We start from the raw sequence: 13,046 nt of genomic DNA on the forward strand, positions 1-13,046 counted from the left end.
ACATTAACCAGCCCGGAACCCTCGCGGCCGGAACCGGCACCGGGCTCGGCACGAACGGTGACACGGCCTTCCTCGGAGCCTTCGGGGCCCGGGGCAGGTCCACGGACGGCGTTGACGCGCATGTCGCGCCGTCCGCACCGCCCATCGGTTATCCGGCGCCAGCTCCCGGAGTGACAATCGGTGTCAACCCGCCGAACGGATTCCCTCCGCCGGTCGGGACGCCTGTCCCGACCGGCGGCTTTCCAGCGCCGGCGCCCGTCAATCTCCTTGGCACGTCCGCCCCCTCGGTCGACACGGCCACCGCCACACGGCTCGGCGCACCTGCGGAATCCAGACGGCCCTCGTCGTTACCGGGGCTGTTGCCGGGACTTCCGCCACCGGAGCCGCCCGCCCACCCGACAGGAATCCCCGCCAATGCGGCCGGGCCCGAGCGCGCCGTAGCCCCCTTGGCCAAGCGCGGCACAGCCTCCCGGCACGAAGTCAGCGTGGATCGACGCCTGCTGTTCGCGGGCGGCGGCCTCCTCCTGACCCTGGTGATCCTGCTCGGAGTCGTCGTGTTCACCGGCGAGGACGGCACCGACACGACGAGCGGACAATCCGTCGCCACAACATCGGCCACCGGAGCGTCGGGGAACGGTGGACAGCCGGCCGGCAATCCACAGGAGATCCTCCGCTCGCTACTGAACCCGGTCGTCATGACGGGATGCGCCGTCCCCACACACCGTGACAGCGCCTATGCCGACGCCGCCCTCGTCTGCAAGGATCCCAGCAGCATCGAGGTCACCGCGTTCCACTTCCCGAGTCAGTCCGCCATGGACCGGCAGATCGGCGCCCGTGAAACGTACTACTACGACGAGGGGAACTGCGACGACGGCCAGCAGAGCTCGGAGCGGTGGAGCTCGCCGGCCGAGTCGACCGGTGGCACCCGGCTGTGCTACTTCTTCGCGAAGCGTTTCTACGAGTTCTGGACCTACGACGACTATCGAATCGCGTTCTCCGCGAATGATCATGATCCGGGTAACCTCAACAGATGGTGGAAGTCATTCGATCCACTCCGTCATTGAGCTGACCTTCCTCGGGAGACCGGATACCTGTGAACGGTTCCGAAGACGGATTCCCGCGGAATCCGGCCGACGGTGACGAGGATCCATCCAGTGGAACCGACTCGTGGTGGCGTCGCGGGCCCCTCACCGCGATCATCTTGATCATCGTGGCTCTGATCGCGGGTGGCGTCACCATCGGACTCGCCGTGACCCGCGATCCGAGCGACAGCCCCACCGGTCGCCACCCGTCGGCGGCCGGCACGACGGGCACGGGAGGCACCGTGGCCTCCGGAGGGGCCGGCGTCGGACCGTCGCCGGGCCCGACGCTCGATGCCGCCGAGGCACGGCTGCGGTCCTCGCTCAAGCCGTTCGCGGTCGGCGAGTGCGCGAGTGCGCCGCCCAGCGAGGGACAGGCGGTACCCGGTGGCGTGGAGGCGGCCCTCAGCTGCGTCCCCGGGGTGGCGACCGATGCTCCGGCCCCCGCTCGAATCCTCGTCCTGCGTTACCCGGACGCCTCGGCCCTGGCCCGCGACATCGCCCGCCGGTCCGCAGCCCTCGCCGGCGTCGGCAACTGTTATCAGGGACAGACCGGCATCGAGCGCTGGGCACGCAGCTCCCGACGCCGTGGCACCTTCCTGTGCGATGCAGGACCCGGTCGGTTCTCGGTGTTCTGGACGGTTGACGACGAGCGTCTCGGTTTCGCCACGGAGGATCCGCAGGCCGACAAACTGCTCGCATGGTGGCGGGAGTTCGACCCGGTGTGACGGATCGGCCGTGCTTGCTGCCTCCGGCCGTCCCGGCGTCAGGCCCCCGGATAGCCCCGTGACTGGTAGGGCGCGGAGAGATCGGCAAGGGTTTCCTGCACCCGCTCGGCGTGCGGCATGCACGACAGGCTGACCCGGCCCCGCTGCCCCACCGTCTCAATGATCAGCTCACCCGAGCCCAGAACCCGGTCGAGGACGTTCTGCTGCACGGTCGCACCAACCAACCAGGCGAACGGGACATCACGCCCAACCCGCGTGACGACCCCTTCGCGGATCATCAGTCGATGGTTCGTCACGACGTAATGGGTTGTCATTCGACGTAGCCATGGCATCACACTCAGATAACCGATTGCACCGAAGGCGACCAGAAGCACGAGGTACTGGATGGGCTTCTGCAACACCCCTCCGGGTGCGAAGAAAACCCCCAGCACGGCGAAAAGGAGGGCGGCAACCGTCCAGAGCGCCGGGACTACCAGGCTGACCCAGTGCGGGTGCAGATGGAGGACAACCTCTTCGTCCTGGGTGAGGATATCGTCGGGAAACGCCACGGCAACGATCGTCGCATCTCGGGCTGACAGATCGCTGCCGGGTCCCTCGTCACCGCAGGTGAACGATGTCGGCGGCGCTGTAGGGTCGCCCGTCGACGACGAGCCGGCCGTCGGGGTCAACATCGCTGGCGGTCCCGAGCACCGCCGAACCGTCCGGCAGCTCGACGCGCACCCGCCGGCCGATCGTCGCGCACACCCGTAGGTACTCCGCGCGAGCCGCTTGCGGGTCAGCCTCCCAGCCAGTGATCGCCCCGACGAGATCGGCGAGTACCACCCCGAGCAGCTCGGTCCGGTCCAGAGCCGCCGGAAGCGCGCCGCTGAGCAGCAGGCTCGTCGACCGCTCCGGGAGCTCGTCACGCTCCGCCATGACATTCAACCCAAAACCGATAATCACCGAAGGTGACGACAATGGGATCTGGACGACCTCGACCAGGATGCCGGCGAGCTTCGCATCGTCGACGAGAACGTCATTGGGCCATTTCAGGACTGCGGGAACCGCCGCCACCTCACGTAGCGTCGCCAGGAGCGAGGTTCCGACCACCATAGGCAGCCAGCCGAGCAGGGACATCGCTACCCGGGGTCGCAGCAGCAGCGAGACCGTCAACCCGGCGCCAGGGCGAGACTCCCAGGATCGGTCGAGCCGGCCACGACCCGCCGTCTGCCGTTCGGCGACGAGAACCTGTCCCCGGCCGCGGGCGGTGTCTTCGCCCCGGGCGATGCGCGCCAGCGCGGCGTTGGTCGAGTCGATCTCCTCTACCACCGTCAGGTCGAGGCCAACCGCGGCGGCACGGGCCGCGAGGCGTGCGGCGTCCAGCGGTTCACGTGTTCCGATGGACGCGGATCGCCCCTCCCCGACAGAGCGGGCCCGAGGGGACGTCGGCGAGGGCTTGCCGGGCGGGAGCTTGCCGGACGCGGGCTGCTCGGAAGAGGGTCCCACGGGTGAAGGCTCCTTCGAGGGTGACACCGGTCCACCCTGCCAGACCGTCCGGTCACCCGCCGGCGACTCGGGCGATCAGCGGACGATCAGCAAACTGATCCGGGATACGGTTAACTCACCGGAGGCCCACGAATCTTGCCTATCCGGTGAGATCCGCTGCACATCAATCACACGCGTGGACCCGCGGGGGTCGTACGCTGCCGGTTATGGCTCTTCCCGCGCCCGCAGAGGATTCCGCTCCCGACCCGCACACCACCGCAGGCCGACTCGCCCAACTGCGGCGCGTGAACGATGATGCCGTCCACGCCGGGTCCCAGCGAGCGGTCGACGCGCAGCATGCCAAGGGCAAGATGACAGCCCGCGAACGGGTCGAGGCCTTCCTCGACCCCGGGTCGTTCGTCGAGACCGACGCCTTCGCCCGCCATCGCGCGCACGACTTCGGCGTCCAGGCCAACCGGCCGTATGGCGACGGCGTGGTGACCGGGTACGGGACTGTCGACGGCCGGCAGGTCTGCGTGTTCAGCCAGGACTTCACCGTTTTCGGTGGCAGCCTGGGTGAGGTCTTCGGTGAGAAGATCGTCAAAATCATGGATCTTGCGTTGAAGACGGGCTGCCCCGTCGTGGGTATCAACGACTCCGGCGGAGCGCGTATCCAGGAGGGCGTCGTCTCCCTCGGTCTGTACGGCGAAATCTTCTACCGCAACGTGATGGCCTCCGGCGTCATCCCACAGCTCTCGCTGATCATGGGACCATGCGCCGGTGGCGCCGTGTACTCGCCGGCGATCACCGACTTTACCCTGATGGTCGACCAGACCAGCCACATGTTCATCACTGGCCCCGACGTGATCAAGGAAGTCACCGGCGAGGACGTGGGCATGGAGGAACTGGGTGGCGCACACACCCACAACTCCCGCAGCGGTGTCGCGCACTTCCAGTCGGCCGACGAGACGGAGTGCCTCGAGCTCGCCCGTGCGCTGCTGTCGTTCCTTCCGTCGAACAATCTCGACGACGCCCCGAGCTACGACGCCGTGGACGATCTGGACGCCGAGATCGACCCGGATCTCGACACGTTCATCCCCGACTCCCCGAACACTCCGTACGACATGCACCAGATCATCGAGCGGCTCCTCGACGAGGGTGACTTTCTCGAGGTCCACACCCAGTTCGCCCAGAACATGATCGTCGGATTCGGCCGGGTGGATGGACGTTCTATCGGGGTGGTCGCCAACCAGCCGATGCAGTTCGCCGGCACCCTCGACATCGACGCCAGCGAGAAGGCCGCCCGGTTCGTCCGGACCTGCGACGCATTCAACATCCCGGTGCTGACCCTGGTCGACGTCCCCGGCTTCCTCCCCGGCACCTCCCAGGAGTGGAACGGCATCATTCGCCGTGGCGCCAAGCTGATCTACGCCTACGCAGAGGCCACCGTACCGAAGGTGACGGTGATCATTCGGAAGGCCTACGGCGGTGCCTACGACGTCATGGGGTCCAAGCACCTGCGGGCGGACATCAACCTCGCCTGGCCGACCGCCGAGATCGCGGTGATGGGCGCCCGGGGTGCCGTCAACATCATCTATCGACGGGATCTAGCCAGGTCCGAGTCACCGGAGACTCGTCGGGCAGAGCTGATCCAGGACTACACCGATCACTTCGCGACCCCTTACATCGCGGCGGAACGGGGCTATCTCGACGCGGTCATCAGCCCGTCGGCAACGCGGTGCGAGGTCATTCGAGCGCTGCGTCTGCTGCGTACCAAACGTGAATCCCTGCCACCGAAGAAGCACGGCAACATCCCGCTATAGACGATATCTGCCGTCGCCAGCTCGCCGGAAGGAGGATCTCCCCGACGGAGATCTCCCGGGCCTCAGAGGTCCACGGACGGCATACTCACGACGCACCAGCTACTCGAGGTACCGAGGAGAGAAACGTGGTTCAGGACGATGACAGGCGGGCGAGTCGGCCTCGGCTGCAGCTGATCCGCGGCGAGGCGACGCCGGAGGAGATCGCCGCTGTGGTGGCGCTCCTGACGGCTCGTGCCGCTCCCTCGTCGGCGCCGGCCATCCGCCGTTCATCCTGGGCCAGCCCGACGCTGGCGCTCCGTGGCAGCCTCACCACCGGACCGGGCGCGTGGCAAAGGTCCGGGATGACGCCGGGTGCGCGCACTCGAGCCGACTGGTGATCAACCGATAGGCATGACGCCGGGATGTCTGCAGCATCACATCTGGGTACAACGACAGCAAAATGTGCGGCCCGACTCACCTACACTCAGGCAGGCCGGACGAGGACGGGAGCGACGTGCGTAAGATCCTCATCGCCAATCGGGGAGAAATCGCGGTTCGAGTAGCCCGCGCCTGCCGCGACGCCGGATACACCAGCGTCGCAGTATACGCGGAACCGGATATCAATGCCCTGCACGTACGCGTTGCTGACGAGGCATTTGCGTTGGGGGGCACGACCCCTGGTGATTCATACCTGCGCATCGACAAAATTCTCGATGCCTGCAAGTCCTCCGGGGCCGATGCCGTCCACCCGGGATACGGTTTTCTCTCGGAGAACGCGGACTTCGCGGAGGCCGTGATCTCCGCAGGCCTCACCTGGATCGGCCCGCCGCCGGAGGCCATCCGCCGTCTCGGGGACAAGACCGCGGCCCGGCATATTGCACTAGCGGTCGGTGCGCCACTCGCGCCTGGCACCGCAGACCCCGTAGCCGGCGTCGATGAAGTTGTCACCTTCGCCAAGCAGTACGGCCTTCCGGTTGCCATCAAGGCCGCTTTTGGTGGCGGAGGGCGCGGGCTGAAGGTCGCTTGGACCGCGGAGGAGCTCCCCGAACTGTTCGACAGTGCCGTCCGGGAGGCGGTCGCGGCGTTCGGTCGCGGAGAGTGCTTCGTCGAGCGGTACCTGGACCAGCCCCGCCACGTCGAGACCCAGATCCTGGCGGACACGCACGGCAACGTCGTCGTGGTCGGTACCCGCGACTGCTCGCTCCAGCGCCGTTACCAGAAGCTCGTGGAGGAGGCGCCGGCACCGTTTCTCTCGGAGGCTCAGCTCCACTCGCTGTACGACGCCTCGAGGGCGATCTGCAAGGAAGCCGGCTATATCGGGGCCGGGACCGTCGAGTTCCTCGTCGCCCGCGATGGCATGATCAGCTTCCTTGAAGTCAATACCCGCCTCCAGGTCGAGCATCCGGTGACCGAAGAGGTCTCCGGAGTGGACCTGGTTCGCGCCCAGTTCCGCATCGCAGAGGGTGAGGCACTTGACTTCACCGATCCGGCTCCTCGCGGTCACTCCATCGAATTCCGCATCAACGGTGAGGATCCCGGCCGTAACTTCCTTCCCGCCCCCGGCACGGTCACCAAGCTGATCGCGCCGGCCGGCCCCGGCGTCCGACTCGATACCGGCATCGAAAGCGGCAGCGTCATCGGCGGCGCTTTCGACTCCCTGCTCGCAAAGCTCATCATCACCGGAGCAACCCGGCAGGAAGCTCTGCAGCGGGCTCGGCGCGCCCTCGACGAGATGATCATCGAGGGAATGGCGACGGCACTGCCATTCCACCGCGCGGTCGTACGGGATCCCGCCTTCGCCCCAGAGGACGCCGCGGAGCCTTTCCGTATCCACAACCGCTGGATCGAAACCGAGTTCGACAACACCATCCCGGCCTTCGCGGGAGGGACTGAGGCCGACACCACCCCCGAGCCGCGGGAGACCGTGGTTGTCGAGGTAAGCGGCAAACGCCTCGAAGTCGTGCTACCCGCCGGATTCGGTTCTGCCCCCGTCGCCGCTTCCCGGGGAGCGGCGCCCAAGCGGCGCGCTCGCGGCACGGCTGCGGCCAAGGTCACGGGCGACGCCCTGACCAGTCCCATGCAGGGCACCATCGTGAAGGTCGCGGTCAACGACGGCGACGCTGTTTCCGCGGGTGATCTGATCATTGTTCTGGAAGCGATGAAGATGGAACAGCCGATCAACGCGCACCGGGATGGCACGGTCACCGGACTGGCTGCGGCCGTCGGCGCCGTTGTCACCAGCGGCACCGTGCTCTGTGAGATCAAAGACTAGAACGCACCGAAGCTCGACCTGCCCACCGTCGGCTGCCACCTCTCCACCGCAGACTTCATAGGCTGCGAGGTATGGACGGTAACGACAGCCCGACGGTGAGCGGCCAGGACCGGGAGCTAGCGGTGGCCCGCCCAGTCGTTCAGCGACCACCGCTGACCGGGCGAGTGCACTACCTGCTTGGGGGGACCCTTCCTCCGGCCTACAACGACTGGGTCTCGCATGACCTCACCGGCCCCGGCTGGAGGCTGCGCCAGGCGGCACGGCCCTTCCTGCTGATGTTGCCCTTCGCGCTGATCTTTTCCCTGTTGCCCGGTGAGTTCGGAGTCCGAGCCGTCGTCGTCGCGTTTCTTCTGATCTCTGGGATCGGGCTCGGCTTCGCCACCAGCGGGTTCTTCCGGAACCGCCGACTGGAACAGCATGGCTTTCCTCCGGTTTTCCCCACGAGCGACGATGAGGACAAGGAGGACGGGGACACGGAGTGATTTAACCAGGAATGTCACATTTCTCAGCTTTTCGCTTACTCGGACCGGTGCACCTCGGGCCGGAGGCGGCCCTCGATAACAACATCCGCCAGATACTGCTCTGGTGATATGTGATATCGACGCCCCTCTGGGCTCGTCCAGATGAAATGCCCAGGCTTGTCCTGGCGCAACCTTCAGTCCTTCCGCGAAGAGCCATGTGAGCCCGGGGCGGCCGGCCGTCCCGGGCTTCCCGTCGTGTCTTTTTCGACACGACACCCGGACCTCTTACTCACCCGCATGCTTCAGACGATGATGCCGTCGGCACGTCGGCCCGAGAGTCAGAGCCACGCCGCGAACCGGTTTCATCCCGCGGACATCGCCGGCCGCGCCTACGGGAACAGACGATCCCCCAGACGCGGCCAGGTGGAAAAGCCCTGCTCGTAGCCTTCTCCACAGGCAGGCGTCGGCAGTACTCGCCGCGCCGGCCGTCGTCCCGGCATGGCAGCCCGACATGGCAGGAGGTTCCGCATGCGGCCCTGCCGGGCCCCTGCTCACTCCGGGTTGTCGAATCCCGCGAAGAAGTCGCGCGTACGCAGGACGCGAGCCGCCTCGGTGATCGACCCGGAGAGCGACGGGTAGATCGAGAACGTATGTGCGATTTGATCGACGGTCAGACCGTGTTCGACCGCGAGCGAGATAGAGAGGATGAGTTCGGATGCACGCGGCGCGACAATGACACCGCCAAGCACGCTTCCACTCCCCGGACGGCAGAACAGTTTCACGAAGCCGTCCTCAATACCCATCATCTTCGCCCGCGGATTCCGCGAGAGTGGAACTGTGGTCACCTCGGCTGCGACTGCCCCGGTGTCCTTCATCACCTGCGTGACTCCGACGGTGGCGATTTCCGGCTCGGTGAAGATGTTGGACGACACCGTCCCGAGCCGCAAGGGTGTGACGGCCTCGCCGAGGGCGTGCCACATGGCGATACGCCCCTGCATCGCGGCGACCGATGCGAGCGGGAGGACTCCAGTGCAGTCACCGGCCGCGTAGACACCCGGCACCGAGGTCCGCGACATCCGGTCCACGTTCACATGCCCACCAGGCCCAAGCCGCACCCCCACGTCAGTCAGCCCGAGGCCCTTGGTGCAGGGTACCGAACCAACCGCCATCAGAGCATGGCTTCCCGTGACGGTCCGGCCGTCGGTCAGCTCAACGATCACACCGTCCCCGATGCGCCGTACCGACGCCGCCCTCGATCGGTTGAGCACCTCGATCCCACGCCGCACAAACACATCCTCGATGACCCGGGCAGCATCCGGGTCCTCCCCCGGCAGCACGCGTTCGCGCGAGGAAACCAGCGTGACCTCGGCGCCAAGCGCCCGATACGCGCTGGCGAACTCAGCTCCGGTGACGCCGGAACCGACGACGACCAGATGTTCGGGTATCTCCTTGAGGTCGTAGAGGTGTCGCCAGGTGAGAATCCGCTCACCATCCGGCTGGGCCGTGGGGAGATCGCGTGGTGAGGCGCCGGTCGCGATCAAAATCACATCGCCGACGAAGGTTTCACCGGCGCTGGTTTCGATTGCGTGCGGCCCGACAAGACGCCCAGAGGCGTGCACGACATCGACCTTCTCGCGCTCGAGCCGGCGCTCGATGTCCAGGGACTGGGCCTTGGCTAGATCACGGACCCGTTCGTACACCTGCTCCGCATCCACATTGACGACCTCCGGGGGCGTGAGCGGCCGGATGCCCGAGTCCGCGCCGGTACTGATCCCCCAGGCCACGGGGGGCAACGCCGGTTCCGGCCCAGGGCCGAGACTATGCGGGCGGACACCCAGGCCGGGAGCCAGAGCAAGGTTCGTCATGGTCTCCGAAGTCGCGATCAAGGTTTTGGAGGGGACGCAGTCGGTGAGCACACAGGCACCACCGACCCCGTCCGAGTCGATGATGGTGACCGTCGCTCCGAGTGAGGCTCCAACGAGAGCCGCCTCGTAGCCTCCGGGCCCTCCACCAAGAATGATGATGCGAGTCACGTGCCCTCCCGATCCGGTATCGCTTCCTTATCATCTTGCCCCGCCGCCGTGGCCGCTCTCCTGCCGGTGCGGAAGGCTCCGTAGGATCGCAGACGGAGTCCGACATCGGCGATGTCAGGTAGGGCCATCTTCCTCCTTTCATGAGCGGAAATTACAGTTACAATCACGCACCGTAACCCTCCGAGAGATCACAATGACCTTGTACGCGGCTTACGCCGGCAACCTCGACCCGGCGCAGATGAAGGAGCGGGCCCCGCATTCGCCCGTGACCGGCACTGGATGGATCAACGGTTGGCGCCTCACGTTCGGCGGTGAGAACGTCGGTTGGGATGGAGCCTTGCCGACCATCGTCGAGGCTCCGGGTGCCCACGCGTACGTCCTTCTGTACGACCTCGACCGTTACGACTTGGAACGGCTCGACGTCTGGGAAGGCGCGGACACCGGCCTGTACACCCGCATCCGGGTGCGGGTCTCCACCCTCGATGGGGAGGCTCTCGCCTGGACGTATGTTCTCGACGCCTACGAGGGAGGACTCCCGTCGCGCCGGTACCTCGAGATGATCGCCGATTCCGCGGAGAAGGCCGGGGCACCCGCCGACTACGTGGCCGAGCTCCGTTCGCGACCGACTGCGTGACGCATCACGGCGCCGGTGGCGTCTGGGTCAGCAGATCGAGAGCCGCGCCGGCAAGCAGCTTCACGCCCACACCGATCGCTCTCTCGTCCACGTCGAAGCTACCCTGGTGAAGGTCGTAGGTGTGGCCGCCGGGTGTCCGAGTGCCCAATCGGGCCAAGGCCCCCGGCACGTGGTTCAGATACCAACCGAAGTCCTCGCCACCAAGCGATTGCGCCACCATGGTGGAGGCCCCGTGACCAAACACACGGTCGACGACGGTCCGAAGGACCTCGACGACATCCACGCTGTTCACCACGGGCGGCACGCCACGCCGGTAGTCGACCACGATCTGTGCTCCGTACGGTGCGATGAGCTGCTCGGCAACCTGAGTGACCAGCGCCGGCACGCTCTCCCAGGTCTCCCGGGACAAAGTGCGGATCGTGCCTCGGAGCTGACCGGTTCGAGGGATGGCGTTGGTAACGGTTCCCGCCTGCACCTGACCCCAGACCAGGGAGAGCGCCGACCTGGGATCGACTAGTCGCCCCAACGCGGCAGGAAGATCGGCCGCAAGGCGGACGAGCGCGTACACCAGGTCGACTGTGTTCTGTGGCCGGGAGGTGTGACCGCCGGGCCCGGCCAACGTGATTTCGACGGCATCGGCGGCAGAGGTGATCGGACCCGTCCGCAGACCGATCATGCCCAGGTCGAGCGCCGGATCGCAGTGCACCGCGATCGCCGTGGTCACCGGCTTCAGCACTCCCGCGTCGATAACGTCCAACGCGCCGCCCGGCATGAGCTCCTCCGCGGGCTGGAACACCAGGCGCACGGTCCCGGGCAGCGTAGACACGCGTGCGATCTCGGCAAGCGCGAGTCCGGCGCCGAGCGCCACGGTCGTGTGTACGTCATGTCCGCAGGCGTGAGCCACACCCGGAACGGTGGAGCGGTACCGCACGTCCTTGATATCCGAGAGCGGAAGAGCGTCCATGTCGGCCCGCAGCATGATCACGGGAGCATCTGGATCATGATCGACGCCGAGACCGATATCACACCACAGGCCAGGAAGGTCCGGCAGGCGCTGCGGCGACAGTCCCGCGGCCCGGAGTCGCGCCTCGACCTGCTCGGCGGTGCGGTGCTCCCGCCGGCCGAGCTCCGGGTGGGCGTGGAGATCGCGACGCAACGCGATCAGCTCGGATTCGTGCGCGGCCACCCACCCGGCGACCGCCGCGGTCTCGTCAACCTTCATCTGCCGGCCGGGCTCCTCCCTGCACACGCCACGCGGGCCCTGAACGCGTGCGGTTCGGGGTATTCGCCGACGTGTCTAGCCGTCGACTACCGGACGGCCCATGTTCATCTCTTCGAGCAGGGTATCGACGACCCGGATGAGATCTCCACCGGCCCGCCGGGCGGCGTCCCGCTGCCGGGTATAGCTCGCGCCCGTCCGCAGGATGGTCAGCGCGTCGGAGAGCTCGGATGAACAACCGAGGCGGTGGGCGACCGGAAGCAGATCCTCCACGAGATCGGTGATCTCGTCCCGGACCGGCCGGATACCGCCCCGACCATCGACGATGATCTGTGCGTCCAGACCGTACCGGGCCGCTCGCCACTTGTTCTCCTGCACGAGCCAGCGTTGCGGAGTCGGGAGGCGATACCCACGATCGATCTGGGTGTTCATGCGGTCAACCAGGCACTGCGCGAGAGCCGCGACCGCCCCCACCTCCATCAGGGACGGCAGACCATCGCAGACCCGCAGTTCCACGGTGCCGAAGTTGGGATGTGGACGAATGTCCCACCAGACCTCGCGGATCGTCTCGATGGTGCCGGAGACAATCAGTGTCTCCATGAACGACTCGAAACCCGGCCAGTCCTCCAACGGGTACGGCAGTCCCGCGGTGGGCAGGCTCGCGAAGACCTGTGATCGGGATGAGGCCAGCCCGGTGTCTCCGCCCAGCCAGTAGGGCGACGACGCCGACAGGGCGAGAAAATGCGGAACATAGGCCATCAGAGCGTTCACGATCGGCATGACCTTGTCCGCAGACCGCACTCCGACGTGTACGTGGACGCCGAAGATGAGCAGCCGCCGGGCCAACCACTGCATCTGGCTGACCAGCCGGAAATAGCGATGATCCTCGGTGATGCACTGCCCCATGTAGTCACTGGCCGGATGCGTGCCACTGCACATCAGCCCGATCCCGCGCCGTTCCGCCAGATCACGCAGCAGCGAGACGGTTCCAGCCAGGTCCGCGGTCGCTTCCTCCACCGAGTCGCAGACCCCGGTGACGACCTCGATGGTCGACGCGAACAGCTCGTGCTTGGCCTTGGCCGCCTCGCGCTCCCCGGCCTTCGCCCGCAGCTCGTGAAGAATCCCGCTGGCCTCGCCGCGAAGTTCGCGCGATTGCTGGTCGACGAGCTGCAGCTCCCATTCGATGCCGAGACTGGTGCTCGACGACGACGAGAAAGGGATCTGCACCTAGCCTCCTCGGGTCGGGATCTCGGGGTCGGTACCAGCACCAGACAGCCGTCACCCACCGGCTCGGCTCACGGGCAGCGGCTCGGCTCACGGGCAGCGGCTCGGCTCACGGGCAGCAGAAGGTGAC

At 66.7% G+C, this 13,046-nt stretch carries 12 protein-coding genes; 7 read left to right on the forward strand and 5 right to left on the reverse strand.

Going from position 1 to position 13,046, the window contains the following annotated elements; all coding sequences use genetic code 11:
* The first annotated feature begins 485 nt into the window (after positions 1 to 485).
* Both AC08OP_RS11185 and AC08OP_RS11190 read left to right on the forward strand, forming a co-directional pair.
* Entirely contained in the window at positions 486 to 1,064 is a 579-nt protein-coding gene (locus AC08OP_RS11185) for a hypothetical protein (protein ID WP_476614131.1), read from the forward strand.
* 29 nt (positions 1,065 to 1,093) lie between these two features.
* Positions 1,094 to 1,807: a hypothetical protein gene (locus AC08OP_RS11190; RefSeq protein WP_476614132.1), complete on the forward strand. Its 714-nt coding sequence runs from the start codon at positions 1,094 to 1,096 to the stop codon at positions 1,805 to 1,807.
* 38 nt (positions 1,808 to 1,845) lie between these two features.
* On the opposite strand, the gene AC08OP_RS11195 is transcribed toward AC08OP_RS11190, so the two are convergent.
* Together AC08OP_RS11195 and AC08OP_RS11200 are read right to left on the reverse strand one after the other, a co-directional pair.
* Positions 1,846 to 2,355 (reverse strand): PH domain-containing protein, encoded by a 510-nt coding sequence (locus AC08OP_RS11195; RefSeq protein WP_476601358.1) that lies wholly within the window; start codon positions 2,353 to 2,355, stop codon positions 1,846 to 1,848.
* A 49-nt stretch (positions 2,356 to 2,404) separates the two neighbouring features.
* Positions 2,405 to 3,292, reverse strand: coding sequence for a biotin--[acetyl-CoA-carboxylase] ligase (locus AC08OP_RS11200; protein ID WP_476614133.1), 888 nt, complete (start codon positions 3,290 to 3,292; stop codon positions 2,405 to 2,407).
* A gap of 206 nt (positions 3,293 to 3,498) precedes the next feature.
* Between AC08OP_RS11200 and AC08OP_RS11205 the strand changes: the two genes are divergently transcribed.
* The 4 genes from AC08OP_RS11205 to AC08OP_RS11220 all read left to right on the forward strand — a co-directional run bounded on the left by AC08OP_RS11205 (position 3,499) and on the right by AC08OP_RS11220 (position 7,827).
* Positions 3,499 to 5,094, forward strand: coding sequence for an acyl-CoA carboxylase subunit beta (locus AC08OP_RS11205; protein ID WP_476614134.1), 1,596 nt, complete (start codon positions 3,499 to 3,501; stop codon positions 5,092 to 5,094).
* A 125-nt stretch (positions 5,095 to 5,219) separates the two neighbouring features.
* The gene (locus tag AC08OP_RS11210) at positions 5,220 to 5,471 is read left to right on the forward strand and encodes an acyl-CoA carboxylase subunit epsilon (RefSeq protein ID WP_476614135.1); all 252 of its coding nucleotides are present in this window, start codon (positions 5,220 to 5,222) and stop codon (positions 5,469 to 5,471) included.
* Positions 5,472 to 5,587: 116 nt separating this feature from the next.
* Positions 5,588 to 7,345 carry an acetyl/propionyl/methylcrotonyl-CoA carboxylase subunit alpha gene (locus AC08OP_RS11215; RefSeq protein WP_476601355.1) on the forward strand — a complete coding sequence of 586 codons (1,758 nt, stop codon included), beginning with the start codon at positions 5,588 to 5,590 and terminating at the stop codon, positions 7,343 to 7,345.
* A 71-nt stretch (positions 7,346 to 7,416) separates the two neighbouring features.
* Positions 7,417 to 7,827, forward strand: coding sequence for a DUF5313 family protein (locus AC08OP_RS11220; protein ID WP_462203569.1), 411 nt, complete (start codon positions 7,417 to 7,419; stop codon positions 7,825 to 7,827).
* A gap of 530 nt (positions 7,828 to 8,357) precedes the next feature.
* Here the strand turns inward: AC08OP_RS11220 and AC08OP_RS11225 are convergent.
* A complete protein-coding gene (locus AC08OP_RS11225; protein WP_476614136.1) occupies positions 8,358 to 9,839 on the reverse strand; it encodes an NAD(P)H-quinone dehydrogenase in 1,482 nt (493 codons plus the stop codon).
* 193 nt (positions 9,840 to 10,032) lie between these two features.
* On the opposite strand from AC08OP_RS11225, the gene AC08OP_RS11230 reads away from it, so the two are divergent.
* Complete coding sequence (locus tag AC08OP_RS11230) at positions 10,033 to 10,473, forward strand: gamma-glutamylcyclotransferase family protein (protein ID WP_011435148.1); 441 nt, start codon at positions 10,033 to 10,035, stop codon at positions 10,471 to 10,473.
* 4 nt (positions 10,474 to 10,477) lie between these two features.
* Here the strand turns inward: AC08OP_RS11230 and AC08OP_RS11235 are convergent, their stop codons facing one another.
* On the reverse strand, positions 10,478 to 11,695 hold the full coding sequence (locus AC08OP_RS11235; RefSeq protein WP_476614137.1) for an amidohydrolase: 1,218 nt from the start codon (positions 11,693 to 11,695) through the stop codon (positions 10,478 to 10,480).
* A 75-nt stretch (positions 11,696 to 11,770) separates the two neighbouring features.
* Entirely contained in the window at positions 11,771 to 12,919 is a 1,149-nt protein-coding gene (locus AC08OP_RS11240) for a glutamate--cysteine ligase (RefSeq protein ID WP_476614138.1), read from the reverse strand.
* Positions 12,920 to 13,046 lie beyond the last annotated feature (127 nt).

It is taken from the genome of Frankia sp. CeRuru1 (assembly GCF_977966315.1).

What these genes read in the sequence shown, in the direction of transcription:
- AC08OP_RS11235 (WP_476614137.1), bottom strand. Translation starts at nt 11,695, where the DNA reads ATGAAGGTTGACGAGACCGCGGCGGTCGCCGGGTGGGTGGCCGCGCAC.
- AC08OP_RS11220 (WP_462203569.1), top strand. Translation starts at nt 7,417, where the DNA reads ATGGACGGTAACGACAGCCCGACGGTGAGCGGCCAGGACCGGGAGCTA.
- AC08OP_RS11230 (WP_011435148.1), top strand. Translation starts at nt 10,033, where the DNA reads ATGACCTTGTACGCGGCTTACGCCGGCAACCTCGACCCGGCGCAGATG.
- AC08OP_RS11205 (WP_476614134.1), top strand. Translation starts at nt 3,499, where the DNA reads ATGGCTCTTCCCGCGCCCGCAGAGGATTCCGCTCCCGACCCGCACACC.